The sequence below is a fragment of the Methylobacterium pseudosasicola genome (assembly GCF_900114535.1).
Lineage (GTDB): Bacteria > Pseudomonadota > Alphaproteobacteria > Rhizobiales > Beijerinckiaceae > Methylobacterium > Methylobacterium pseudosasicola.
On record NZ_FOTK01000018.1, the window covers coordinates 65,831 to 91,259 of the forward strand.

Consider the following 25,429-nt stretch of genomic DNA (forward strand, 5'->3'; position numbering starts at 1 on the left):
TCTGCGGCGCCCGCCCCCAACAAGAACCACGAAACTTGGTCTCAAGAAAAACCGGAAGGCCGGAGCGCCTTCGCGGGAGGAACACGCCATGAGCGGCTCGACACTCGGCCTACGCGGGGGCACGGCGCCCCCCTCATCCCGCGCCGCCGGCGCGGCCGTCGATCCGCAGATCGACCGGATCGTCCGCACCCCGGAATTCCAGCAGCTCGTCGCCGAGCGCACCCGGTTCGGCTTGATCCTGACGATCCTGATGTTGGTGGTCTATTTCGGCTTCATCGGCCTGATCGCCTTCGACAAGTCGCTCATGGCCGTGAAGGTCGGCGGCGGCACCGCTTCGCTCGGGCTGTTCATGGGCGTGTTCGTGATCCTGTTCGCCTTCGCGCTCACCGGCATCTACGTGGCCCGGGCCAACACCCGGTTCGACGCGCTGAGCGACGCCCTGAAGCGGAGCGTCGGCCAATGAACCGCCTTCTCCTCGGCCTCGTCCTGGCCACCATCGCGGCCGACGCGGCCTATGCCGCCGGCCCCGACCTCGGCGCCATCCAGCAGAGCGCCACGAACTGGCCGGCCATCGGCATGTTCCTGTTCTTCGTGGTGCTGACGTTGGGCATCACCTACAAGGCCGCCAAGGGCACCAAGTCGGCCGCCGACTTCTACGCCGCGGGCGGCGGCATCTCGGCCGGGACCAACGCGCTTGCGATCGCCGGCGACTACATGTCGGCCGCCTCGTTCCTGGGCATTTCGGGCCTGGTCTACACGTCGGGCTTCGACGGGCTGATCTACTCCACCGGCTTCCTGGTCGGCTGGCCGATCGTGCTGTTCCTGATCGCCGAGCGGCTGCGCAACCTCGGCAAGTTCACCTTCGCGGACGTGGCGAGCTTCCGCCTTGACCAGACCTCGATCCGCATCATCTCGGCGGTGGGCACCCTGGTGGTGGTGGCGTTCTACCTGATCGCCCAGATGGTCGGCGCCGGTAAGCTGATCCAGCTGCTGTTCGGCCTGCCCTACCTCTACGCGGTGATCATCGTCGGCGTGCTGATGATCGTCTACGTCGCCTTCGGCGGCATGAAGGCGACCACCTGGGTCCAGGTGATCAAGGCCTGTCTGCTCCTGGGCGGCGCGACCTTCATGGCCGGCGCGGTGCTGCTGAAGTACGGCTTCAACCCGGAGACCCTGTTCGCGGCCTCGGTGCAGGTCCACCCGAAGGGCGACGCCATCATGGCGCCCGGCGGCCTGGTCTCGAACCCGATCGAGGCGATCTCGCTCGGCGTCGGCCTGATGTTCGGCACCGCCGGCTTGCCGCATATCCTGATGCGGTTCTTCACGGTCTCGGACGCCCAGGCCGCGCGCAAGTCGGTGTTCTACGCCACCGGCCTGATCGGCTACTTCTACATCCTGACCTTCATCATCGGTTTCGGCGGCATCGCCCTGCTGATGTCGGATCCAAGCTACTTCAAGCTCGGCGCGGCCGGGACCTTCGACAAGCTGAAGGACATGATCGGCGGGACCAACATGGTCGCCGTCAACCTCGCCAACGCGGTCGGTGGCCCGTACTTCCTTGGGTTCATCTCGGCGGTGGCCTTCGCGACCATCCTGGCGGTGGTGGCCGGCCTGACGCTCGCCGGCGCCTCGGCGGTCAGCCACGACCTCTACGCCCAGGTGATCGCCCGCGGGCGCACCACCGAGAAGCACGAGGTCAACCTGTCGAAGCTCTCGGCGGTGGTGATCGGAATCGTGGCGATCTACCTCGGCTACGTGTTCGAGAACCAGAACGTCGCCTTCATGGTCGGCCTGGCCTTCGCGGTGGCGGCGAGCTGCAACTTCCCGGTGCTGGCCATGTCGATCCTGTGGCGCGGCACGACCACCTGGGGGGCGCTCGCGGGCGGCCTCGTCGGGCTGATCTCGGCGGTCGGGATGGTGGTGCTCTCGAAGGCCGTCTGGGTGGTGACGTTCGGCAATGCCGCGGCGATCTTCCCCTACGACAACCCGGCGCTGTTCTCGATGCCGCTGGCTTTCGTGACGATCTGGGCCGTGTCGAGCCTCGACAATTCGCGCAGGGCGCAACGCGAGCGCGCTGCCTTCGAGGCGCAGTTCGTGCGCTCCGAGACCGGCATCGGCGCAGTGGGCGCGCACGCCCACTGAGCCTGAGGCCGATTGTAAGAACCGGGGGGCGCGGCGCGAGCCGCGCCCTTCGTCGTTTTTGGCGACCGGACATTCTCCGCAAGCCGCCATGTTGATGACCCGCTCCATCTCCACATTGCGGATTGACCGACAGGTTCCTTACAGTCACGCATACGTGATCTGCGCGCCTTGCAAGGCGGGCAGCTCAAAGATCGACGGCCGAGGCCATCGGCCGCGCACGCGTTGTCTTGGAGGGACCGGGTCATGGCTGTGGCAACTGCGATCCCGCGGGCGGGAGACGCCGCGAGACCGATGAGTTCGGCGGAGAAGCGAGTGATCTTCGCCTCGTCGCTCGGCACCGTGTTCGAGTGGTACGATTTCTATCTCTACGGCTCGCTCGCGGCGATCATCGGCGCTCAGTTCTTCTCCGCCTACCCGCCGGCCACCCGGGACATCTTCGCGTTGCTGGCCTTCGCGGCGGGCTTCATCGTCAGGCCGTTCGGCGCCCTGGTGTTCGGCCGCATCGGCGACCTCGTCGGGCGCAAGTACACATTCCTGGTCACGATCCTGATCATGGGCCTGTCGACCTTCATCGTCGGCATCCTGCCCAACGCCGCTTCGATCGGCATCGCGGCGCCGATCATCCTGATCGTGCTGCGGCTGGCCCAAGGCCTGGCGCTCGGCGGCGAGTATGGCGGCGCAGCAACCTACGTGGCCGAGCACGCCCCCAACGGAAGGCGTGGGTTCTACACGAGCTGGATCCAGACCACGGCGACGCTGGGCCTGTTCCTGTCGCTGCTGGTGATCCTGGCGACCCGGACCTTCACCGGCGAGGCGGCCTTCGCCGAATGGGGCTGGCGGATCCCGTTCCTGGTCTCGGTGTTGCTGCTCGGCATCTCCGTGTGGATCCGGCTGCAACTCTCGGAATCCCCGGCCTTCCAGAAGATGAAGGAAGACGGCAAGACCTCGAAGGCGCCGCTCACGGAGGCGTTCGGCGAGTGGAAGAACGCCAAGTTCGCGGTGATCGCCCTGTTCGGCCTCGTCGCCGGCCAGGGGGTGGTCTGGTACACGGGCCAGTTCTACGCGCTGTTCTTCCTGCAATCGATCCTGAAGGTCGACGGCTACACCGCCAACCTGCTGATCGCGTGGTCGCTGCTGCTCGGCACGGGCCTGTTCGTGCTGTTCGGCTGGCTGTCGGACAAGATCGGCCGCAAGGTCATCATCCTGGCAGGCTGCGCCATCGCGGCGGCGACGTTCTTCCCGATCTTCAAGGGCATCACCGCCACCGCCAACCCGAAGCTCCAGGCCGCGATCGAGACCGTGAAGGTCACGGTCACGGCCGACCCGGCCGCTTGCGGAACCCTGTTCAACCCGGTCGGCACACGGGTGTTCACGGCCCCCTGCGACCTCGCCCGCGACTTCCTGTCGAAGTCGTCGGTGAAGTACGACACCGCGCCCGGCGCGGCCGGCCAGCCCACCGTGATCCGGGTGAACGACACCGAGATCCCCTATCCGCAGGGCGGCGGAGCCGAGGCCAACAAGGCCGTGACCGCGTCGCTCCAGGCGGCGGGCTACCCGAAGGCCGGGGATCCCGGGATCGTCAAGATGGCGAACCCGTTTGACGTCTTCCGGCCGCAAGTCGCCCAGGTGATCGGCCTGCTGTTCGTCCTCATCGTCTTCGTGACGATGGTCTACGGCCCGATCGCCGCAATGCTGGTGGAGCTGTTCCCGACCCGGATCCGCTACACCTCGATGTCCCTGCCCTACCATATCGGCAACGGCTGGTTCGGCGGCCTGCTGCCGGCCACAGCCTTCGCCATGGTGGCCCAGACCGGGGACATCTATTACGGCCTCTGGTACCCGATCGTGATCGCGGTCGCGACGGTGGTCATCGGGGTGATCTTCGTGCCCGAGACGAAGGATCGCGATATCTTCGCCGATACCTGATCGCCCTCGCACCGCTCGCCTGACGACACCCGGGCCGCCCGCGCGGTCCGGGTGTTCTGCGTTTCAGGGCCCGCTTCCCGAATCGCTGCCTGTCTCCAGACGGCTTCGCCGCGCCCGCGACGATCGTGCGGCATTCCAGTCGCGGGTGCGCTTCATCACGCATAGACCCCGACAACAGCGGTACTCATGTCGTGTCGCCCGAGAGGTGGCCCCGCGTCAGTGTGTAGCGACGAAGCGCTAGAGATTGACATTCCCGCGTAATTCCGGCGCAAACAGGCTATCATTATTGCCCGCCCAGTGGTACGGGCGGCCCTGCAACCACGCGTTACTGACTTCTAGGTTGTATTCCGACAACCACTTGTTGTCGATCAAAAATCAGTTTTCACGGAACCCACGGCGGCCTTCGATCGTCTTCGAGACGATTTACAGGCAGGACAGGATATCAAGCGTGAACGACGTCATGACCCAATTTCGTCGGAAGGCCGGCAGCAAGCCGCCGCTTTCTCTGGTTATTGGCGCCAACGCAGCAATGACTACGGTCTGGATATTGATCTACACCGTCGCCGGCCGCCCGGTCTGGCTATGGTAGCGGCGACTGCCGGTTGCGCTTGTCCTCGTAATGACCGCCGCAATACGCACCCAGCAGATATCCGGACTGGTGGGCGGTGAGGTAGCCCAGTACAATCAGCCCATGGAGCATGTCGAGTCCCGGGCCGAAGGCGAAGAGAAGCAGCGCCCCGACCAGGATCAGGGCCGAAGTCGCGACGATGATCAGCATGGTGTAGAACCAGCCGATCACCAACCCGACGCCGAACAGCACTGCAGCGAGTAACATCGCGTCACCTGGCTCAAGGTTGTCCGGCGCACCTAACCGAACAACTTCCCCTCCAGAGGGGCTCCGAAGCCCTATGTCACGGGCACCGCATACGCGATCTACAAACAGATCGCGCGATCCGGGGACAAAGTTCCATCGAACCGCGAATTTTTCATGCCGCGCAGGGAAAGAAATATCAACCCCCACACATATCCGAGCGATTTCGCTTAAAATGCGAGACGTTTGGCTATTCATCATTTGGTTTTGCAAAATCGATGCTGCAAGACTTTTGATCCGCCAGTCCGTTCATCGACGATAATGCTAGAGCCACGCGGCGAAGGCTCGTGCGGTGGGCATTTTCGACACTGCGCCCGATCACGCGTTTTTCGGCACAACGTTAACGCGGTGCCGGCCCTCGGCTGCGCGGCCGAGGCCACCGCATACGGAGATGACGCGCTCCCAAGGGCCTGAAGGCCGGCACGGAGGCCCGCTCATCCGCCTCGTCATCCCGGGGCCGCACAGCTGAGCAAAAGATCCAGATGCGCAGGTCGATCAAGACCGCGCACTGTCGGCGGCCCCTCGGGATCCGGGTTTCGCCTACGGCGCTCTGGCGTCAGTGCCGGAAGTGGCGGTGGCCGGTAAACACCATCGCCAGACCCGCCTCGTCGGCGGCCGCGATCACCTCTGCGTCGCGCATCGAGCCGCCCGGCTGGATCACCGCCGTAGCGCCGGCCTCGGCCGCGGCCAGCAGGCCGTCCGCGAAGGGGAAGAACGCGTCCGACGCCACCACGGAGCCCACCGCGAGGCTCTCGGCGAGGCCGAGGCGCTTGGCGCCCTCGGCGGCCTTCCAGGCCGCGATGCGGGAGGAATCGACCCGGGACATCTGCCCGGCGCCGATCCCCACCGTGGCGCCGCCCTTGGCGTACACGATGGCATTCGACTTCACGTGCTTGGCGACCCGGTAGGCGAAGCGGAGATCGGCAGATTCGGCCTCGCTCGGGGCGCGCTTGGTCACGACCTTCAGCGGCATGTCGTCGACCACGACCGCATCGCGACCCTGGATCAGCAGGCCGCCGGACAGGGTACGCACGGTCTCGCCGGGCGCCCGCGGGTCGGGCAGGCTGCCGGCGAGCAGAAGGCGCAGGTTCTTCTTGGCGGCCACGATGGCGGCGGCCTCGGGGGTAGCGTCCGGGGCGATGATGACCTCTGTGAAGATCTCGACGATCTTGCGCGCGGCCTCGGCATCCAGCGTCCGGTTCAGCGCGACGATGCCGCCGAAGGCCGAGGTCGGGTCGCAGGCAAGCGCCCGCTCGTAGGCTTCCAGCAGGCTCGCGCCCTCGGACACGCCGCAGGGATTGGCGTGCTTGATGATCGCCACCGCGGCGGCGCGGCTGGGGTCGAACTCGGCGACGCATTCGTAGGCGGCGTCCGTGTCGTTGAAGTTGTTGTAGGACAGCTCCTTGCCCTGGAGCTGGCGCGCGGTCGCCACCCCGGCCCGCACTTTGCCGGGCGCCCGGTAGAAGGCGGCGGATTGGTGCGGGTTCTCGCCGTAGCGCAGGCTCTGCGCCAGCGTGCCGCCGAAGGCGCGAAATTGGCCCGGCGCCTCGGTGCCGAACTGGACCGCCATCCAGTTGGCGATGGCCGAATCGTAGGCGGCCGTGCGGGCGAAGGCCTTCTGCGCGAGCTGCCGACGCAGGTCACCGCCCAGGGCGCCGTTGTTCTGCTCCAGTGCCGCCAGCACCGTGGCGTAGTCCGAGACGTCGGTCACGACGGCGACGTCGGCGTGATTCTTGGCCGCCGCGCGAATCATCGCTGGCCCACCGACATCGATGTTCTCGATGCAATCCGCCTCCGGCTTGTCGGCCGCGATGGTCGCCTCGAACGGGTAGAGATTCACCACCAGCAGGTCGATCGCCCCGATGCCGTGGGCGGCGAGCGCGGCTTGGTGCTCGGGGTTGTCGCGGATCGCGAGCAGGCCGCCATGCACCGCCGGGTGCAGGGTCTTCACCCGCCCGTCCATCATCTCGGGGAAGCCAGTCAGGTCGGCGACCTCGGTGACCGGGAGGCCCGCCTCCTGCAGGGCGCGGTGGGTCCCGCCCGTCGAGACCAGAGCGATGCCCCGGGCGTCGAGCGCCCGGGCGAAGTCGACGAGGCCGGTCTTGTCCGAGACCGAGAGGAGCGCGCGGGAGACCCGCACCTGATCGTGCGCCATAGCTGCTTGCCGAACCTTGAGATTTCGGCGCGCGGTAGCATGGAACCGGGGCGCGGGGCCAGCCGGGATCAGGCCGCTGTCGCACCCCGCATCGGCGCCGAGGCCAGGCGCGCGAAGCTCCAGCGCACCTCGACATCGTCGGAGACGCGCAAATGCAGCACGATCTGGTCGGTGCGGCGCGGCCCCGTAAGCCCGGAAAAGTACACGCTCTCCTCGATGGCGATCTCGGCGCCCTCCGCCCGGAACATCCAGATCTCGCCGAGCGCCGAGGCGAGTTCGAGCCCGTCGGGGACGCCGCGCACCGCGATGCCGGGATGCAGATGGAAGCGGATCGCCACGTCGTGGCCGCGCACCCGGCCCTTGCCCTGGCGTAGGAAGGCGTCGCGGCCTTCGAGCCGCGCATCGGCGGCGGAGAGCTGCCAGCGCCGCTCGTGGACGATGCCGAATTCCGGTGCGTAGCCGTCGTGCCGGGCCGCGAGCACGGTTCCGTCGGCCTCCTCCACCCGCTCGGCCGCGACCGAAGCGGGGCCGCGCAGGACCACGGCGCCGCGCCGCCGGATCAGCCATTCGGCCACCAGGCGCTCGCCCCACCAGCCGGTGGCGGTGAGGAACCGGCAGGAAGAGGAATCGGCGACGCTCGCGGTGGAATGGGCCGGCGTGGACCGGGCGAGCAGGCGCAGGTCCGGTCCGCTGGCCGGCAGCCCGCAATTGACCACGATGCGCTGCGGCCCGCTCGACATCTCGAAGGCGAGGCAGCCCGCGCCGGCATTGAGCGAGTAGGGCAGCGGTGGGCTCTTGCCGACATCGGCGACCACGATGACCCGGCCGCCTTCCATGCGCTCGTAACCGGAATTCGGCGCGTGCATCATCGGGCGGGCGAGCGCGCCGTCATAGACCAAGAGCGTGGCGAGATGGTCCGCGTCGGTGGCGCCCATGCCGTTGAAGTGGCTGAGCGAGGCGTCGGGGTGGCGCAGCAGCCGCAGCAGCGGCAGCATCCGGTCCACCGCCCGCAGCAAAGCGGCCGGGGGCTCGACGCTGCGGCTGAGATAACTCTGGCGCAGGGGCAGCAGGTCGAGCAGCAACTCCATGGCGAAGCGCGGATCGCGGGAGCGGTGGCCACCATCGGTGAGGATCTGCCGGTCGAGCTCGCGCGACAGGATCCGGGTGGCCCGGCGCAGGATCGGCTGGATGCCGTCGCAGCACAGGCCGGCATAGCAGAGCGCCACGGCGGCGTTCAGGCGCCATTGCGGCGGCACGCCCCGCCGCAAATCGCGCTCCAGCTGCTGGGCGTTGCGGGCGATGGCCTTCAGGAAGTTTTGGTAGAAGCCGTGATCGGCGCCCTCGAGCACGAGGGGCGACTGGCACAGGAACGAGATCAGCCGCCGCGCCGCCACCGGGGTATGGCGGGCCAAAGCCGGGTCGCCCCGGCCGGCGATAAAATCGGCCACGAAGGCGCGGGCATTGGCCCGGGCCAACGCCGTGTCGGCGGCGCGCAGATGGCGCAGCCAGCCGAAGCCGTAGAGCTCATCGGCCCATTCCGGCGAGGGCGGGGCATAGTCGAAGGGCGAGCCGCCGCTCGCCGCCAGCGAGCGCCCGGCGAAGACGAACAGGCCGGCATAGATGTCGTCGGCAAATGTCGCGTCGGACGTGCGCAGGTCCTGCGGCGCGATCACCAGCCCGGTCACGCGCATCCGCGCCAGGATGTCGGGTGGGGCGGTGAGGCTGGCGCCGACGGCGCGGAAGGTCCGCGCGGTCTCGCGCGCCACGAGCCGATAGAAGCGCCAGCGGTCAGGCCCCCAAGCCACGCGATATCCCAGCCACGCGATCTCCGAGCCACGCGATCTCGCCAGGCCCCAAGGGCCCGAGCCCCCGGGTACGAGGATCGGCTGGCACCCGTTTCGTTCAGGGTAGAGGCGGCCTCTTAACCGGCGGTTTACGCTATGTCATTCCCGCGGCGGGAAAGAATGCGGGATCGCGCACGCTCCGGTTGAGCCGGCGTGAGGATTTCGGCTGTGGGATCTGGTGGGTTTTCGTGTCTCAGCCCGGGGCGAGCGCCGCGTCGAACGCCCGCAGGTTCGAGCGCATCATGTCGAGATAGGTCGCGGCCGGCCCGGCCGGTCCCGACAGGGCGTCGGAATAGACCTTGCCGCCGATCCGGGCGCCGCTCTCGCGGGCGATCTGCTCCATCTGGCGCGGATCGCTGATGTTCTCCAGGAACACCGCCGGCACCTTGTCCCGGCGGATCTGCTGGATGATCGCCGCAACGTCCCGCGGGCTGGCCTCGCTGTCGGTGGACACGCCCTGAGGCGCGAGGAAGCGCAGGCCGTAGGCGGCGGAGAAGTAGCCGAACGCGTCGTGGCTGGTGATGATCCGGCGGTTCTGGGGAGGAATCCGCTCCACCGCCTGGCGCACGGCTTGTTCGAGGGCGTCGAGCTGCACCGTGTAGGCGTCGGCTGCCGCCCGGTAGGCGTCGGCATGGGCCGGGTCGACCTTGGCCAGGCCGTCGCGGATATTGGCGACGTAGATCCGGACGTTGGCGACATTCTGCCAGGCATGCGGATCGACCGCGTCGGCATGGCCGCCGCCGGCCTGATCATGGCTGCCGCCGGCCTGACTATGGCCGCCGCCGGCATGATCATGGCTGCCGCCGGCTTGGGCATGATCGTCGATGGCGGCGATCGGCTTCACGCCCGTCGAGGCGACCACGACCGGCACGCGGGTGCCCGAGGCCCGGATCAGCCGGTCGAGCCAGCCCTCCAGCCCGAGGCCGTTGACGAACACGATATCGGCCTCGGCGAGTTTCTTGGCGTCGGCCGGGGACGGGCTGAAGCCGTGCGCGTCCGAATCCGGGCCGACCAGGGTGGTCACCGCCACGTGCGCGCCGCCGACGACGCGCACGAGATCGCCCAGGATCGAGAAACTCGCCACGGCGCGGATCTTTTCGCCGTCCGGCGCCGCCCGGGCCGAGAGGGAGAGGCCGAGCCCCAGGACGAGGCCTGCGAGCCACACCAAGCGAATCGTCCCGCGCACCTGTCGTCCCCCCAATCCAACGGAGCCACGGAGCCTGTAGTGTAACAATGTTACATACACAAGCGGGATACACGGCCGGCGCGTGATGCGGAGCGTGGGTCGCCGCGCGGTCGTTGCGGCGGCCGAGCGTGAGATGGAGAGTGCTATGTCCCGACGTTTGGGAGCCGCCATGCTCGTCACCGGCGCCCTCGGCCTGGGCGTCGTCGGCGCGGCGGCTGCGCGCGACCGCGGACCCGAGGGCTTCCGCGGGCATTGGAGTGCCCTGAGCCCCGAAGACCGGGCCGCCTTCGCGGATGCCCGCATCGCAGCCCTGCATGCCGGCCTGAAGCTCAATGCCGACCAGGAGAAGCTGTGGCCGCCGGTGGAAGCCGCGATCCGCGACATGGTCAAGCTACGCCAGCAGCGCCGCGAGGGGATGCGCGACCGTCCGAAGATTTCCGACGACGCGCCGGCGGCCCTGCGGGCCATGGCGGATGCCACCACCGCCCGGGGTGAGGCCCTGCGCAAGCTCGCCGACGCCTCGCAGCCTCTCTACGCGAGCCTGGACGAGGGCCAGAAGCGGCGCGCGATGATCCTGGCTCGCCCGATGGGTGGCCATCGCCACGGCGGCTGGCATCACCGCCGCGACGACGAGCGCGGCCGCGGTGGCGACGACCGCTGACGGCGGGACATGGAAGCAAAAAACTTGATCCGCGGCGGCGGCGGCTGCAAACCGCTGCCGCCGCGCAATCTGCCCCAGGGAGCCCGGTGACAGGACCCAACCGGTAAGCTCCATGGCGCGCCTCCCCGGCGACACCTTCCCCCTCCTCGTCCGCCTGTGGCGCACCTGGCTCTATCCCCATCGCGGGACGCTCGCCGTGGTGCTGGTGCTGATCGCGCTGGTGGGCGGCTCGACCGGGCTGTACCCGGCCCTGATCAAGGCCGCCTTCGACGCCTTCGACCACAAGGATGCGGCGGCCATCGCCTACGGGCCGCTGGTGGTGATCGTGGTCACGGCGCTCCGCGGCTTCTCGCTCTACGGCCAGACGGTGCTGACCAACCGGGTCGTCACGCGGGTCGAGGCCGACATGCAGGCGGCGCTCTACGGCCACCTGATCGAATCCGACCTGGCGCAGCTCGGCCGCGAGAGCCCGGCGGCGCTGACCCAGCGCTTCACCACCGATTTCGCCTTCATCAAGGAGGCGCTGACCCGCATCTCCACCGTGCTGCTGCGCGACATCGCCATGCTGATCGGGCTGGTCGCGGCGCTGATCTGGATGGACCCGGTGCTGACGCTCGTCGCCGGCCTGACGGTGCCGTTCGTGGCGGGCCCGATCGGGCGGATCGGAAAAAAACTCCGGCGGGTCTCGACCACCACGCAGGAGCAGATGGGCGCCACCGCCAGCCTGATCTCCGAGAGCCTGCAGGGCGCCCGGGTCGCCAAGACCTACGCCATGGAGGGCTATCTCAAGGGCCGCGCGGTCCAGGCGCTGGACGAGGTGCGCCGGCTCAAGATGAAGGCCGCCAACGCCCGCGGGCGCCTCGACCCGCTGCTGGAAGTGGGCGGCGGCATCGCGGTGGCGGGCGTGCTGGTCCTGGTCGGGCAGCGGGTGCTGGCCGGCGAGCGGACGGTGGGCGATTTCACCGGCTACGTCGCGGCCCTGCTGCTCGCCGCGCAGCCGGCCCGGGCTCTGGGCAACCTCAACGCCATCCTGCAGGAGGCCGCAGCGGCGCTCCGGCGCTACTTCGACGTGATGGACGAGGCGCCACAGATCCGTGAGGCGCCCGATGCGACGCCGCTCATGGTCACCGCCGGGGAGATCCGGTTCGAGGGCGTGCAATTCCGCTACCGCCCGGACGCGCCGGCCCTGGAGGGGATCGACCTGACCGTTCCGGCCGGCGCCGCGACCGCGCTCGTCGGGCGCTCGGGCTCCGGAAAGTCCTCGCTGCTGAACCTCGTGCCGCGGCTCTACGACGTCACCGCCGGCCGGGTGACCATCGACGGGCAGGACGTGCGCGCCGTGACCCTGGCCTCGCTGCGCGCCGCCGTCGCGGTGGTCTCGCAGGAGGTGGTTCTGTTCGACGATACGATCGCGGCCAATATCGGCTTTGGCCGCCCGGGGGCGAGCCTGGCCGAGATCGAGGCGGCCGCTCGCGCCGCGGCAGCTCACGACTTCGTCACCGCCCTGCCCGAAGGCTACGCGTTCCGAGTCGGACCGGCCGGCAACCGCCTCTCCGGGGGCGAGCGGCAGCGGGTGGCCCTGGCCCGGGCGTTTCTCAAGGACGCGCCGATCCTGCTCCTCGACGAGGCGACCTCGGCCCTCGATTCCGAATCCGAGCGCCTGGTCCAGGAGGCGCTCACCCGGCTGATGCGCGGTCGCACCACGCTGGTGATCGCCCATCGCCTCTCGACGGTGCGGGAGGCGGACCGGATCGCCGTGATGGAAGCCGGCCGCGTGATCGAGACCGGTCGGCACGACGACCTGATCGCGGCCGGCGGCGCCTATGCCCGCCTGCACCGGATGCAGCTGTCGGATCCCGCACCAGCCGCGTGAGGCGCTGGCGGCGCAAGCGCCCGACAAGGCATGAGCGACACCATAGGCATGCGCGTGCTCCGTAGATTCGTTTGCCGGAGCGCGGCATAAGGGCTTGAGTCTATGAGGACCCCACAGTGAGCGACCTGACGTTCGAGACCCACGCCCATCCCGCCCGCCGGACCAGCGCCGAGCGGGCCGCCCTGATGGAGAATCCGGGCTTCGGCAAGGTGTTCACCGACCACATGGTGGTGGCGCGGTACTCAGCCGGCCGCGGCTGGCACGACGCGCGGATCCAAGCACGCGAGGCGATCCCGCTCGATCCCGCCGCCGCGGTGCTGCACTACGCGCAGGAGATCTTCGAGGGGCTCAAGGCCTATCGGACCGCCGACGGCGGCGCGGCCCTGTTCCGTCCCGATGCCAATGCCCGCCGCTTCCGGCTCTCGGCCGAGCGCATGGCGATGGCACCGTTCCCGGAGGATTCCTTCGTCGCGGCCATGCACAAGCTGGTCGCCATCGACCGCGACTGGATCCCCGACACTGCTGACGGCAGCCTGTACCTGCGCCCGTTCATGATCGCCAACGAGGCGTTCCTCGGGGTCAAGCCGGCCTCGGAATACCTGTTCATCACCATCGCCTCGGCGGTGGGCTCGTACTTCAAGGATCCGACCGGCACGGTCACGGTCTGGCTCTCCGAGCACTTCACCCGCGCGGCCCCCGGCGGCACCGGCGCGGCCAAGTGCGGCGGCAACTACGCGGCGAGCCTCGCCGCGCAGGCTGAGGCCACGCGCCAAGGCTGCGAGCAGGTGGTGTTCCTCGACGCGGCCGAGCGCCGCTACATCGAGGAGCTCGGCGGCATGAACGTGTTCTTCGTGTTCGAGGATGGTTCGCTGCTGACGCCGCCGCTCTCCGACAGCATCCTGCCCGGCATCACCCGCGATTCGGTGATCACCCTGGCGCGTGAAGCCGGCCTCACCGTCAAGGAAGAGCCCTACACGATCGACGCTTGGCGGGCCGACGTCCGCGCTGGGCGCCTCACCGAGGCTTTCGCCTGCGGCACCGCCGCGGTGATCACGCCGATCGGCACGGTGAAGGGCCGCGAGGACAATTTCACCATCGGCGACGCGGTGGCCGGGCCGGTGGCCCGCCGGCTGCGCAGCCTACTGGTGGATATCCAGCGCGGCACGACCCAGGAATCGCACGGCTGGTTCCAGAAGGTCTTTTAGGGTCTTTGGACGACCGAGAGCGGGGTCGGTTTGCCCAGTTCTCGCTCGGGACTGCCGCGCATCGCCCTCCCCCCTCTGCGGGGGAGGGTGGCCCCCGAAGGGGGTCGGGAGAGGGGAGCGCCGCTTCCGGAAAGAGCGCGAGAGAGGTGAAGTCCTGAACCGTCGCGCTGCCCCTCTCCCGACCCCTGCCGACGCAGGGGCCACCCTCCCCCGCAGAGGGGGGAGGGAGACGCGCGGATGACGGAAGCGGCAGCCAGCATCCCGGAAACAGCCGCCGGCCCCTGGAATCCCGGCGTCCAGTCCGACCTGCCGGCGGCCTTCCTGCCTCTGGTCACGGTCTACAGACCGGAACATGTCGAGACGCCCCTGCGCGACGCGCTCGAGATGAGCGACCTGTGCGGGCTGCCGGCCCGACAGCTGACCCGGATCCGGCCCAGGCGCCTCGTCGTCCACGAGGTGCTGATCCGGGTCATGTCCGACCTGTCGGTGCCGGTGGGCGCGGTCTACGCCGATCTCGGGGTCAATTTCCGGTCGATCGTCTCGGCGATCCTGCGTGAGGGCATCGAGCCGCGGCTCGGCGAGGTCGAGGCCGCGCTAGCTGCCCTCCGGGACGAGGCCGATGCGGTGCTCCAGCGCGAGATCGCCGCGATCTTCGACGACCCACCCTCCCCGCCGGCGCCCGAGCCCGGCTGGCTCGACCGGCTGCTCGGGCGCAATCCGCCCTCGCCGAGCCCGCCGCCCCGGCAGGATCCCGCCAGCCGGGCGCTCGGCCATCTCGACGCCTGGCACCAGCGGGCCGTGCAGGCCGGCGACGGCCTAGAGATCGCCGCCTGCGAGGCCCTGCGCGCCGTCGTCTCCGGGATCCTCGCCCGGCAGAACACCTTGATCCGCAATCCGCCGCTGCTGCGCGGTATCGCCGGGACCCTGGTCTCGAACGGGTACGGCAGCCGCCGCATTGGCGAGCTGATCGAGCCCTGGATCGCCGCCGTGGTCGAGGCCCGGGGCTACCGGCGGCTCGCGCCGCAGGCCCATCCGGTGGTGATGAACGTCAAGGGCGCCTCCGCTTCGGGCAAGAGCACGATCCGGCCCTATCAGCTGGGGCTGGCGCGGCGCCTCGGCATGGCGTGGTCCGACTTCGCCGTGATCACCCCGGATGTCTGGCGCAAGTTCCTGCTCGACTACGACAGCCTCGGCCCGGCGACGCGATATGCCGGCACGCTCACGGGCTACGAAGTCGAGATGATCGACATGAAGCTCGACCGCTACGTCACCCGCAAAGCGGCGGAGCGGCGGATCTCGAACCTGCTGATCGACCGGTTCCGGTTCGACAGTTTTCAGGCCGAGGCCGGCTCGGATGGCGGCGGCCAGTTGCTCACCCGGTTCGGCGAGCGGGTCTACATGCAGTTCATGGTGACGCCGCCGGCGGACACGGTGGAGCGCGCTTACAAGCGCGGCGAGCAGTTCGGCCGGTTCAAGGCGGTGGAGGACCTGCTGGCCCACAACGTCGAGGCCTATACCGGCATGCCGCGCCTGTTTTTCAACTGGGCGCTCGCCCGGGACAAGCAGGTGGTCTGCGAGTTCCTCGACAACAGCGTCCCGCAGGGGGAGCGACCGCGCACCATCGCGTTCGGGGCCGGCGGGGTCCTGAACATCCTCGACGTGAAGGGGCTGATCGACATCGATCGGTTTCGCAAGGTCGACATCTTCGCCCGCGGACCCGCCGAAGTTTTTCGCGGGGTCGACCTCGCGGCCGGCGCCAATTCGAATTTTCTGCGCGAATGCCTTCGCCGGATGGACGCGGTCCGGTTCGCCCGGGCCGAAACCGGCCGCGTTTTCGTCCGTCTCGATCGCGGGAAAGTCACCGGCCTCAACCGCGCAATCCTATCGGAGGCGGCGAACGATCCCGACTGGGAGGCGGCCCGGGCGGTGATCGGCATTCCCGAGGATGCCGCAGGGATACCGGAGATCGATGAGACACTCGTCCCGGCGGACGAGCCGACGCTGGGGGCCTGGGGTCCTGGCGCGGCCTGATCGTCGGACGGAACAATAATTCTCAAACTGACAGCGAACTGACGTCGTATCGTCTGGTATATTGCATGCCTGAGCCGAATATGCATGATTGAGCCTGCACGAGATAGACGCGCCAGCTTAAGGACGCGCCGCCCACCAGAGAGGCTCAGGGATGGAACGCCAGGATTCGCCGTCGGCGAAATGGTGGCAGCTCGCCTTCGGCGTGATCTGCATGGCCATGATCGCCAACCTGCAATACGGCTGGACGCTGTTCGTCGATCCCATCGATGAGCGCTACCACTGGGGGCGGGCGGCAATCCAGCTCGCTTTCACGTTGTTCGTCGCCACCGAAACCTGGCTGGTGCCGGTGGAGGCCTGGTTTGTCGACCGCTACGGCCCGAGCCTGGTGGTCGCCTTCGGCGGCGTGATGATCGCCCTGGCCTGGACCATCGACGCCTACGCGAACAGCCTGGCGCTGCTCTATCTCGGCGCGGTGGTCGGCGGCATCGGCGCCGGCTCGGTCTACGGTACCTGCGTCGGCAATGCCTTGAAGTGGTTCCCGCATCGCCGGGGGCTCGCCGCCGGCGCCACCGCGGCCGGGTTCGGGGCGGGCGCGGCCATCACGGTGGTGCCGATCGCCCGGATGATCGCCTCCAGCGGCTATCAGGACGCCTTCCTGTATTTTGGCATCGGCCAGGGCGCCATCGTCCTCGCCCTCGCCTTCCTGCTGCGCAAGCCCACGAGCGCCGCGCCCATGCAGCGCAAGAGCCTGCGCCTGCCCCAGACCAAGGTCGACCGCAGCCCCCGCGAGGCGGTGCGCACGCCGGTCTTCTGGGTGATGTACGCGATGTTCGTCATGGTCGCTTCGGGCGGCCTGATGGCGGCGGCGCAGATCGCCCCGATCGCCCACGATTTCCACGTGGCGGGCGTGCCGGTGAGCCTGTTCGGCTTGCAGATGGCGGCGCTGACCCTTGCGATCTCCCTGGACCGGATCTTCGACGGGTTCGGGCGGCCGTTCTTCGGCTACGTCTCCGACCATATCGGCCGTGAGAACACGATGTTCATCGCCTTCTCGACGGCGGCCCTGGCGATGATCCTGCTCCTGACCTACGGCCACCACCCGATGGTGTTCGTGTTCGCCACAGCCGTCTATTTCGGCGTGTTCGGCGAGATCTACTCGCTGTTCCCGGCGACTTGCGGCGATACGTTCGGCTCGAAATACGCCGCGAGCAACGCCGGCCTGCTCTACACCGCCAAGGGCACCGCCGCCTTCCTGGTGCCGTTCGCCAGCCTCCTGTCGGCGGCTTATGGCTGGTCGGCGGTGTTCGCGTTGATCATCGGGCTGAACGTCGCCGCCGCCGCGCTCGCGATCTTCCTGCTGCGGCCGCTGCGCGCCCGCTACCTCGCCGAGGGCGAGCATCCCGCGGCGCTTGCCGCCCAACCGATCCGGGCGGCCTAAACCGCCCCGATACCCGAGAGACATGATGGCCCGGAGCCTGCACCGGCCCGGGACGCCAGCACCGCAACCGATGGTCGGGGAGATTCCGCAATGACCGCTCTGGCAAAGATCGTCCACACCGCACCCGAGATCGAGGCCGAGCCGGATCTCACCGACGGCTTCCACCTCGTGATCGACGCGCTCAAGCTCAACGGCATCGAGACGATCTACGGGGTCCCGGGCATCCCGATCACCGATCTCGGCCGCATGGCCCAGGCGGCGGGCATGCGGGTGGTGTCGTTCCGGCACGAGCAGCATGCCGGCAACGCCGCGGCGATCGCGGGCTTCCTCACCCAGAAGCCGGGCATCTGCCTCACGGTCTCGGCGCCGGGCTTCCTGAACGGTCTCACGGCGCTGGCCAACGCCACCACCAACTGCTTCCCGATGATCCTGATCTCCGGCTCATCCGAGCGCGAGATCGTCGATCTCCAGCAGGGCGATTACGAGGAGATGGACCAGCTCGCCATCGCCAAGCCCCTGTGCAAGGCGGCCTTCCGGGTGCTGCACGCGGCCGATATCGGCATCGGCGTCGCCCGGGCGATCCGCGCGGCTTGCTCAGGGAGGCCCGGCGGCGTCTATCTCGACCTGCCGGCCAAGCTCTTTTCCCAGGTGATGGAGGCCGAGGCCGGCCAGAAGTCGCTGGTGAAGGTGATCGACCCGGCCCCGGCTCAACGCCCCGCCCCCGAGGCGATCGCCCGGGCGCTGGACGTGCTGAAATCCGCCCGCCGCCCGTTGATCGTGCTCGGCAAGGGCGCGGCCTACGCCCAGGCCGACGAGGCGATCCGCGCCCTCGTGGAGACCAGCGGCATCCCGTACGTGCCGATGAGCATGGCCAAGGGCCTCCTGCCCGACACGCACCCGCTCTCGGCCGGCGCCGCGCGCTCGACCGCGCTGAAGGATTCGGACGTCGTGCTGCTGATCGGCGCCCGGCTCAACTGGCTGCTGTCGCACGGCAAGGGCAAGAGCTGGGGCGAGCCGGGCTCGACCAAGTTCATCCAGATCGACATCGAGCCGCGCGAGATGGATTCGAACGTCGAGATCGTGGCCCCGGTGGTCGGCGATATCGCCTCCTGCGTCCAGGCGCTGCTCGACGGCATGGGCCAGGGCTGGCAGCAGCCCCCGGCCGACTGGATCGACACGCTCAAGACCAAGCGCGAGGCCAACATCGCCAAGATGGCGCCCAAGCTCATGAGCAACGCCTCGCCCATGACCTTCCACGCGGCGCTGGGCGCCCTGCGGACCATCGTGAAGGAGCGGCCCGACGCGATCCTAGTCAACGAAGGCGCCAACACCCTCGACCTCGCCCGGGGCATCATCGACATGTACCAGCCGCGCAAGCGCCTGGATGTCGGGACCTGGGGCATCATGGGCATCGGCATGGGCTTCGCGGTCGCCGCCGCGATCGAGACCGGCAAGCCGGTCCTGTGCGTGGAGGGCGACAGCGCCTTCGGCTTCTCGGGCATGGAGGTCGAGACCATTTGCCGGTACGGGCTGCCGGTCTGCATCGTTGTGTTCAACAACAACGGCATCTACCGCGGCACCGATTCCGACCCCACCGGGCGCGACCCGGCCACCACGGTGTTCGTGAAGGATTCCCGCTACGACAAGATGATGGAGGCCTTCGGCGGCGACGGCTACCACGTCACCTCGCCGGGCGAGCTGACCCGGGCGGTCAACGCCGCCATGGATTCCGGCCGGCCCTCGCTCATCAACGCGGTGATCGACCCGGCCGCCGGCAGCGAGAGCGGCAATATCGGCAGCCTCAACCCGCAGAGCGGGATCAAGAAGAAGGTTTGAGATAGGCCGGGCAAAACCCTTCTTGAGGACACGCGCGCTCCCTCCCCCCCTCTGCGGGGGAGGGTGGCCCCCGAAGGGGGTCGGGTGAGGGGAGCGACGTAGCAGAACAGGGCTTTGCCCGTCATGCCGGCCGCGCCCTGTCCTGAACCCGGGCTCCCCTCTCCCGACCCGGCCTGACGGCCGGCCCACCCTCCCCCGCAGAGGGGGGGGGGGGGGGGGGGGGGGGGGGGGGGAGGGAGAGGCGCGGGTGCCGGACCACGGCGCCTCCCCGTCGGCCAACATGATGCATGTGGCCCGCACATGAGAAACCGCCCCTGCCCGTGGCCCGCCTCATGCTAAGCTTCGGCGACACGCATCGCAGGGGCGAGCCGACATGCTGACCAGACGATCCTTCGTGGCCCTGTCGGGCGCGGCGCTCGCCGCCCCGGCGCTCGCGCAGGGCGGGTCCTCCCGGGTGCTCAAGTTCATCCCGCAGGCCGACCTGACGGTGCTCGACCCGATCTGGACCACCGCCTACGTGACCCGCAACCACGGGCTCGCGGTGTTCGACACCTTGTATGGGACCGATGCCAGCTACGCCGCGCAGCCGCAGATGGTCGCCGGCCACGTCGTCGAGGATGACGGCAAGCTGTGGCGGATGACGCTGCGGCCCGGGCTGACCTTCCACGACGGCACGCCGGTGCTCGCCCGCGACTGCGTCGCCAGCATCAGCCGCTGGGCCAAGCGCGACCCGATGGGCCAGACGCTCATGGCCTACACGGACGAGCTCTCGGCCCCCGACGACCGGACCATCCAGTTCCGGCTGAAAAAGCCCTTCCCGCTCCTGCCGGACGCGCTCGGCAAGGTCGGCTCGCCGATCTGCGCGATCATGCCGGAACGCCTCGCCAAGACGGACGCGTTCACGCAGGTGACCGAGATGGTCGGCAGCGGCCCGTTCCGGTTCAAGGCCGACGAGCGGATGGTCGGCGCCCGGGTCGTCTACGAGCGCTTCGACAAGTACGTCCCGCGCGAGGGCGGCGAGCCGCAATGGACCTCGGGCCCCAAGCGCGCCTTCCTCGACCGGGTCGAGTGGCACGTTATCCCCGATCAGGCCACCGCCGCCTCGGCGATGCAGACCGGCGAGATGGATTGGTGGGAACAACCGCCCTCCGACCTCGTGCCGACGCTGGGCAGCCTGAAGACCTCGATCAAGGACCCGACCGGGCTGATCGGCTGCCTGCGCATGAACCAGCTGCTGCCGCCCTTCGACAACCCGGCGATCCGGCAGGTACTGCTCAAGGTGGTCGACCAGACCGATTTCATGCAGGCGGTGACCGGTGACGACCCGAAGCTGAGGCACGTGCCGGCCGGCTTCTTCTGCCCCGGGCTGCCGATGGCGAGCGAGGCCGGGCTCGACGTGCTGACGAGCAAGCGCGACTTCGACGCCGCCAAGAAGGCGCTGGCCGCGGCCGGCTACAAGGGCGAGAAGGTGGTGCTGATGGGCGCCTCCGACTTCCCGAGCCTGAAGGCTCTGGCCGACGTGGCCGCCGACATGCTGACCCGCGCCGGCTTCAACGTCGATTATCAGGTCATGGATTGGGGCTCGGTGGTCCAGCGCCGCGCCAAGCGCGACCCGATCGCCCAAGGCGGCTGGAGCATCTTCTGTACCTTCTGGGCCGGGCTCGACCAGGCCAACCCGGCGGTCAGCGCCTTCCTGCGCGGGACCGGACCCGACGCGCCGGTGGGCTGGCCGACGAGCCCGAAGCTCGAGGCCCTGCGCCAGGACTGGCTCAACGCCCCCGATACCACCGCGCGCAAGACGCTGGCGGACGCCCTGCAGAAGCAGGCCTTCGTAGACCTGCCGTACCTGCCGCTCGGACAGTACTTCAATCAGACCTCGTACAAGCCCTCGGTGACCGGGGTGCTCGACGGGGTGCCGGTGTTCTGGAACGTGAAGAAGGGCTGAGCCAAGCGCTCAGGCCGGCACCGCGTCCGCCGGGGCGCGGGCTCGCTCGGGATTGCCGGCATCGGCCATCAGGGCCGGGACGAGATCCGTCTGCGAGACGATCCCGACCAAGCGACCATCCGCGTCGACCACCGGCAGGTGGTGGAGGGCCGCTTCCGCCATCTTGAGCACCAGCTCGGCCACGGGCGTGTCCGGGGTGACGGGCTTCACCGTGCTCATGATGTCGGCGGCGCAGCCATGGGGCGCCCGCCCCCGCTCGGCGGTCAGCCGCAGGCGGCGGCCGAGGCCGAGACGCGGGCCGCTCCGGTCCCAGGACGCCTTGTCCAAAAGGTCGGTCTGCGTGACGATCCCGAGCACCCGGGCGCGCTCGTCCGTGACCGGCAGGGCCTTGATTCGGTGACGGCGCAGCAGGTGCAGCGCCTGCGCCAGAGAATCGTCGGGCGCCACCGCGATCACGTCGCGGGACATGATCGCCGCGCAGGTGGTCTGGCCAGACCGGCGGCCGTAGACGCGCATCTGCACCCGCCGCAGGATCTGCTCCAGGTCGCCCCGGTCGACATCGAGCAGCTGGTCGAAATCCTTCAGCGCCGCATCGAGATCCGAGGCCAGGAAGCCGAGGCGGGAGGCCGGGGCCGGATCGTCGGTCCGCGGGCCGGCCGGGCGCAGATGCGGATAGGCGCGGCCGGTGAGGTTGTTGAACAGCAGCGCCACACAGAGCAGCAGCAGCGAATTGGCCGCCACCGGCCAGAGCACGAAGCCGTAGCTGAGATCTCGGATCGCCGGGCCGCCCAGAACCGCCGTGAGCGCCACCGCCCCGCTCGGCGGGTGCAGGCAGCGCAGAGCCATCATCAGGGCGATCGCCAACCCGATGGCCACCGAGGCCGCCACGAACGGGTCCGGCACCCAGATCGCCGCCGTGACGCCGACCAGGGCGGCCACGAGGTTACCGCCGAGGATCGACCAGGGTTGCGCCAGGGGACTTGCCGGGACCGCGAAGAGTAGCACCGCCGAGGCGCCCATCGGTGCGATCAGCACCGGCGCGGCCTCGCCGACGGCGGCACGGCAGACGAGGCCGGTCGCCAGGATCCCCAGCAGGGCGCCCACGGCCGAACGCAGCCGCTCGCGCTTGCTGACCGGCGTGAGCTCCGGAAGGAGACGGCTGAGAAGTGATCGCATCGGATCCGGATCGTGCAGACGAGGCGGGACGGCGCAGGGTGCGCCGTCCCGCATCAGGGTAGCAGAGGTTCGGAGCCGCCTATCAGACCGCGCGGGCCTCGTGCATCGCCTGGATCTGGTCCGGGCTGTAGCCCAGGCCGGTCAGCACCTCGTCGGTATGCTCGCCGAGCAGCGGCGAGGCCTTCACCTCGACGGTCATGTCGGAGAACTTGATCGGGCTGCCGACGGTCAGGTAGCTGCCGAGCTTCGGATGCGGGACCTCCACCACGGTGCCGCTGGCGCGCAGCGACTTGTCCTCGGCGATCTCCTTCATCGACAGGACCGGCGCGCAGGGGATGTCGTAGGTGCGCAGGATGTCCACCGCCTCGAACTTGGTCTTGTCGGCGAGCCATTCCTCAATGGTCTTGAAGATGTCGAAGATCTTGTCCTGCCGGGCCCGCGGGGTGTTGTAGGCGGCGTCGGTGATCCACTCCTCGCGGCCGAGCACCTTGCAGATCGGCGCCCAGGCATGGCCCTGGATCGTGAAGTAGATGTAGGCGTTCGGGTCGGTCTCCCAGCCCTTGCACTTGAGCACCCAGCCGGGCTGGCCACCGCCCCCGGCATTGCCGCCGCGGGGCACCACGTCCGAGAACTCGCCGTGCGGGTATTGCGGGTATTCCTCGAGGTAGCCGAGGGCGTCGAGGCGCTGCTGGTCGCGCAGCTTCACCCGGCAGAGGTTGATCACCGAATCCTGCATCGAGACGGCGACCTTCTGGCCGGTGCCGGTCTTGTTCTTCTGGTGGAGCGCCGTGAGGATGCCGATGGCGAGGTGCATGCCGGTGTTCGAATCACCGAGCGCCGCGGCGCTGACGGTGGGCGGGCCGTCCCAGAAGCCGGTGGTCGAGGCAGCGCCGCCGGCGCATTGGGCGACGTTCTCGTAGACCTTCAGGTCCTCGTAATGGTGGCCGTCGGAAAAACCCTTCACGGAGGCGAGGATCATCCCGGGATTGAGTTCCTGGATGCGGCCCCAGGAGAAGCCCATCCGGTCCAGCGCCCCGGGGCCGAAATTCTCGACCATCACGTCGGAATCCTGGATCAGCTTCTCCAGGACCTCCTTGCCGGCCTGGGTCTTGGTGTCGAGCGTCAGCGAGCGCTTGTTGGAGTTGAGCATCGTAAAGTAGAGCGCGTCCGCATCCTCGACGTGGCGCAGCTGCGTGCGGGTGACATCGCCCGCGCCGGGCCGCTCGACCTTGATCACGTCGGCGCCGAACCACGCGAGCAGCTGCGTGCAGGCCGGGCCGGCCTGGACGTGGGTGAAGTCGATGATCTTGATCCCATCCAACGGCTTGCTCATCTGGCGTTCTCCCTTGCACGGTGACGATTGCGGTCTTCGGACGGTCCCGGTGTCAGGTCAGGATCCGTTCGGAAGGGCTTCGAGGTCTGCCACGCGCTGGCGCAGGCGCTTCTCCTCCGCCCAGCGCTCGGTCTCGTCGCGGATCACCGCGACGATGCCGGTCACCCGGTCTGACGCGTCCCGGATCATCCCGACCGTGAAAGCGATGGAGAGCTGGTGGCCGTCCTTGTGGATCGCCGGCACCCGCAGGGTCTCCGCCCCGTAGCGCGTGATTCCGGTCCGCATGGTCTTGGCGTAGCCGTCCCAGTGTCGGCGCCGGTGCCGCTCCGGGGTGATCAGGTCGAGGGTCTGACCGAGGGCATCTTCCGCGTTGAAGCCGAAGATCCGCTCGGCGGCCGGGTTCCAAACGGTGATCGCGCCCTCCGGATCCGCCACCACCACGGCGTCGCCGATGGCGTCGATAAACCCGGACAGATCGTCCGCGGCCGGGCGGTCGAGTACGGTGTCAGCGTCCGCCACGGATCGCCCCGTCCGCGCACCGACGATTTTTGGTTGAGCGGAGATGTCTGCCGGAGCGAACGAAGCTCGGATCCGTCATCGCGGCCTCCCTGGGGATTGCGGCGCTAAAGTTCCGGTTGGCCCGAAACCTACTATCGCTTCTCGCCCTGCGTGTTGGTATCTGGTATGCCAAATACCGGCTGCCGTCAACCACAGAAGTCGAAAACGGCACTTTGATGCAGGATTTCGTTCGCGCAGCCTGAGGCGATGGCAGCTTGGAGTTGGCGTCCGATCAGCCGTCTCGTCATGGTGCGTGCCGTGGGGCGACTCAGCGATTTGCGGCGGGGCGGGACCGCGCTACCGTCGCAATGTCGGTGCTGCTGCGGGCCGTCCGGCGACCCTATGAGCGCGGCGGGCACGGTGCGGCTCGGGCACAAGCCTTCTCAGATTCGCCGCTTTCCGGGGGCAGGAGCCGCGCAGCCAGACAGCACGGGCCGGCGTTTCGGCATTCCGCCCTGGAGACCACCCCGGTGATCCGTTTCGAGAAAGTCAGCAAGGTCTACCGCACCGACGGCCACAAGCGGACGATTCTGGAGCAGGTGTCGTTCACCCTGAAGCCCGGCGTTTCCTACGGGATCCTCGGCATCAACGGCGCCGGCAAGTCGACCACGATGCGGCTCATCGCCGGCACGGAGGACCCGACCCGGGGCAAGATCCACCGCGGATTGCGGATCTCGTGGCCACTGGGCTTCGCCGGCGGCTTCCACCCGAAGATGACCGGCCGCGACAACGTCATGTTCGTCGCCCGGATCTACGGCGAGGATCCGCGCCGGGTGCTCGACTTCGTCGAGGATTTCTCCGAGCTCGGCAGCTATCTCGACGTGCCGATCTACACCTACTCGTCCGGCATGGGCGCTCGGCTCGCCTTCGGCATGAGCATGGCGATCCCGTTCGACTGCTACCTGATCGACGAGATCACCTCGGTGGGCGACGCCCGCTTCTCCAAGCGCTGCGACGAGGTCTTCTCCCAGCGGCGCAAGAACGCCGACATCATCATGGTCTCGCACTCGATGGAGACGATCCGCCAATGGTGCACGCAGGGCCTCGTCCTGCTCAACGGCCGCGCGATCATCTACGAGGACGTGAACGACGCGATCGAGGTCTATCGGCGCCTCAACGCCTGAACGATCGAGCCCACGAAGACATGCTTTTGCCGCCTCCCCGTGCGAGAGGCATCCCACGCGAGCGTTTCGGCGCGGTCGAGACCCCGGTGACGGGACGACCGTCGAGGCCGGGGAGGCCGAGGATC

At 68.7% G+C, this 25,429-nt stretch carries 19 protein-coding genes; 12 read left to right on the top strand and 7 right to left on the bottom strand.

Annotated elements, in window-relative coordinates:
• Nucleotides 1-88: 88 nt before the first annotated feature.
• The 4 genes from BM228_RS17715 (at nt 89) to BM228_RS34715 (ending at nt 4,657) form a co-directional block, all read left to right on the top strand.
• Nucleotides 89-463 (top strand): DUF485 domain-containing protein, encoded by a 375-nt coding sequence (locus tag BM228_RS17715; protein WP_092042734.1) that lies wholly within the window; start codon nt 89-91, stop codon nt 461-463.
• A complete protein-coding gene (locus tag BM228_RS17720; protein WP_092042735.1) occupies nt 460-2,142 on the top strand; it encodes a cation acetate symporter in 1,683 nt (560 codons plus the stop codon). Before BM228_RS17715 ends, BM228_RS17720 begins: the two co-directional genes overlap by 4 nt.
• A gap of 243 nt (nt 2,143-2,385) precedes the next feature.
• Nucleotides 2,386-4,068, top strand: a complete 1,683-nt coding sequence (locus BM228_RS17725; RefSeq protein ID WP_425284957.1) for an MFS transporter — start codon at nt 2,386-2,388, stop codon at nt 4,066-4,068.
• A gap of 448 nt (nt 4,069-4,516) precedes the next feature.
• Nucleotides 4,517-4,657, top strand: a complete 141-nt coding sequence (locus tag BM228_RS34715; RefSeq protein ID WP_167367760.1) for a hypothetical protein — start codon at nt 4,517-4,519, stop codon at nt 4,655-4,657.
• Here BM228_RS34715 and BM228_RS17730 read toward each other — a convergent pair.
• The 4 genes from BM228_RS17730 to BM228_RS17745 all read right to left on the bottom strand — a co-directional run bounded on the left by BM228_RS17730 (nt 4,649) and on the right by BM228_RS17745 (nt 10,106).
• Nucleotides 4,649-4,903 carry a hypothetical protein gene (locus tag BM228_RS17730; protein ID WP_092042738.1) on the bottom strand — a complete coding sequence of 85 codons (255 nt, stop codon included), beginning with the start codon at nt 4,901-4,903 and terminating at the stop codon, nt 4,649-4,651. The two genes, BM228_RS34715 and BM228_RS17730, sit on opposite strands and share 9 nt — an antisense overlap.
• A 592-nt stretch (nt 4,904-5,495) precedes the next feature.
• Complete coding sequence (gene purH, locus BM228_RS17735; protein WP_092042740.1) at nt 5,496-7,094, bottom strand: bifunctional phosphoribosylaminoimidazolecarboxamide formyltransferase/IMP cyclohydrolase; 1,599 nt, start codon at nt 7,092-7,094, stop codon at nt 5,496-5,498.
• A gap of 68 nt (nt 7,095-7,162) precedes the next feature.
• A complete protein-coding gene (locus BM228_RS17740) occupies nt 7,163-8,899 on the bottom strand; it encodes a heparinase II/III family protein (protein WP_092042741.1) in 1,737 nt (578 codons plus the stop codon).
• Between the two features lie 232 nt (nt 8,900-9,131).
• On the bottom strand, nt 9,132-10,106 hold the full coding sequence (locus BM228_RS17745) for a metal ABC transporter solute-binding protein, Zn/Mn family (RefSeq protein ID WP_244537187.1): 975 nt from the start codon (nt 10,104-10,106) through the stop codon (nt 9,132-9,134).
• A 163-nt stretch (nt 10,107-10,269) separates the two neighbouring features.
• On the opposite strand from BM228_RS17745, the gene BM228_RS17750 reads away from it, so the two are divergent.
• The 7 genes from BM228_RS17750 to BM228_RS17780 all read left to right on the top strand — a co-directional run bounded on the left by BM228_RS17750 (nt 10,270) and on the right by BM228_RS17780 (nt 21,113).
• Entirely contained in the window at nt 10,270-10,785 is a 516-nt protein-coding gene (locus BM228_RS17750; protein ID WP_092042802.1) for a Spy/CpxP family protein refolding chaperone, read from the top strand.
• A gap of 112 nt (nt 10,786-10,897) precedes the next feature.
• Nucleotides 10,898-12,658 carry an ABC transporter ATP-binding protein gene (locus BM228_RS17755; RefSeq protein ID WP_092042744.1) on the top strand — a complete coding sequence of 587 codons (1,761 nt, stop codon included), beginning with the start codon at nt 10,898-10,900 and terminating at the stop codon, nt 12,656-12,658.
• Between the two features lie 116 nt (nt 12,659-12,774).
• Nucleotides 12,775-13,863 carry a branched-chain amino acid aminotransferase gene (locus BM228_RS17760; RefSeq protein ID WP_092042746.1) on the top strand — a complete coding sequence of 363 codons (1,089 nt, stop codon included), beginning with the start codon at nt 12,775-12,777 and terminating at the stop codon, nt 13,861-13,863.
• Between the two features lie 237 nt (nt 13,864-14,100).
• Nucleotides 14,101-15,894: a DEAD/DEAH box helicase family protein gene (locus tag BM228_RS17765; RefSeq protein ID WP_092042748.1), complete on the top strand. Its 1,794-nt coding sequence runs from the start codon at nt 14,101-14,103 to the stop codon at nt 15,892-15,894.
• A gap of 151 nt (nt 15,895-16,045) precedes the next feature.
• On the top strand, nt 16,046-17,332 hold the full coding sequence (gene oxlT / locus BM228_RS17770; protein ID WP_092042750.1) for an oxalate/formate MFS antiporter: 1,287 nt from the start codon (nt 16,046-16,048) through the stop codon (nt 17,330-17,332).
• Between the two features lie 90 nt (nt 17,333-17,422).
• Nucleotides 17,423-19,168, top strand: coding sequence for an oxalyl-CoA decarboxylase (gene oxc / locus BM228_RS17775; protein WP_092042752.1), 1,746 nt, complete (start codon nt 17,423-17,425; stop codon nt 19,166-19,168).
• Between the two features lie 373 nt (nt 19,169-19,541).
• On the top strand, nt 19,542-21,113 hold the full coding sequence (locus tag BM228_RS17780) for an ABC transporter substrate-binding protein (protein ID WP_092042754.1): 1,572 nt from the start codon (nt 19,542-19,544) through the stop codon (nt 21,111-21,113).
• A gap of 9 nt (nt 21,114-21,122) precedes the next feature.
• Here BM228_RS17780 and BM228_RS17785 read toward each other — a convergent pair whose 3' ends face one another.
• The 3 genes from BM228_RS17785 to BM228_RS17795 all read right to left on the bottom strand — a co-directional run bounded on the left by BM228_RS17785 (nt 21,123) and on the right by BM228_RS17795 (nt 24,141).
• Nucleotides 21,123-22,289 (bottom strand): HPP family protein, encoded by a 1,167-nt coding sequence (locus tag BM228_RS17785; protein ID WP_092042756.1) that lies wholly within the window; start codon nt 22,287-22,289, stop codon nt 21,123-21,125.
• Between the two features lie 82 nt (nt 22,290-22,371).
• A complete protein-coding gene (frc, locus tag BM228_RS17790; RefSeq protein WP_092042757.1) occupies nt 22,372-23,622 on the bottom strand; it encodes a formyl-CoA transferase in 1,251 nt (416 codons plus the stop codon).
• A gap of 57 nt (nt 23,623-23,679) precedes the next feature.
• Entirely contained in the window at nt 23,680-24,141 is a 462-nt protein-coding gene (locus tag BM228_RS17795; RefSeq protein WP_092042759.1) for a PAS domain-containing protein, read from the bottom strand.
• Between the two features lie 509 nt (nt 24,142-24,650).
• Here BM228_RS17795 and BM228_RS17800 point away from each other — a divergent pair.
• The gene (locus BM228_RS17800; RefSeq protein ID WP_058193434.1) at nt 24,651-25,304 is read left to right on the top strand and encodes an ABC transporter ATP-binding protein; all 654 of its coding nucleotides are present in this window, start codon (nt 24,651-24,653) and stop codon (nt 25,302-25,304) included.
• Nucleotides 25,305-25,429 lie beyond the last annotated feature (125 nt).

Bases quoted from the DNA above. Each gene is read 5' to 3' on its own strand.
- BM228_RS17715 (WP_092042734.1), top strand. From the start codon at position 89: ATGAGCGGCTCGACACTCGGCCTACGCGGGGGCACGGCGCCCCCCTCA.
- BM228_RS17720 (WP_092042735.1), top strand. From the start codon at position 460: ATGAACCGCCTTCTCCTCGGCCTCGTCCTGGCCACCATCGCGGCCGAC.
- BM228_RS17725 (WP_425284957.1), top strand. From the start codon at position 2,386: ATGGCTGTGGCAACTGCGATCCCGCGGGCGGGAGACGCCGCGAGACCG.
- BM228_RS17730 (WP_092042738.1), bottom strand. From the start codon at position 4,903: ATGTTACTCGCTGCAGTGCTGTTCGGCGTCGGGTTGGTGATCGGCTGG.
- purH (WP_092042740.1), bottom strand. From the start codon at position 7,094: ATGGCGCACGATCAGGTGCGGGTCTCCCGCGCGCTCCTCTCGGTCTCG.
- BM228_RS17750 (WP_092042802.1), top strand. From the start codon at position 10,270: ATGTCCCGACGTTTGGGAGCCGCCATGCTCGTCACCGGCGCCCTCGGC.
- BM228_RS17755 (WP_092042744.1), top strand. From the start codon at position 10,898: ATGGCGCGCCTCCCCGGCGACACCTTCCCCCTCCTCGTCCGCCTGTGG.
- BM228_RS17765 (WP_092042748.1), top strand. From the start codon at position 14,101: ATGACGGAAGCGGCAGCCAGCATCCCGGAAACAGCCGCCGGCCCCTGG.
- oxlT (WP_092042750.1), top strand. From the start codon at position 16,046: ATGGAACGCCAGGATTCGCCGTCGGCGAAATGGTGGCAGCTCGCCTTC.
- oxc (WP_092042752.1), top strand. From the start codon at position 17,423: ATGACCGCTCTGGCAAAGATCGTCCACACCGCACCCGAGATCGAGGCC.
- BM228_RS17780 (WP_092042754.1), top strand. From the start codon at position 19,542: ATGCTGACCAGACGATCCTTCGTGGCCCTGTCGGGCGCGGCGCTCGCC.
- BM228_RS17785 (WP_092042756.1), bottom strand. From the start codon at position 22,289: ATGCGATCACTTCTCAGCCGTCTCCTTCCGGAGCTCACGCCGGTCAGC.
- frc (WP_092042757.1), bottom strand. From the start codon at position 23,622: ATGAGCAAGCCGTTGGATGGGATCAAGATCATCGACTTCACCCACGTC.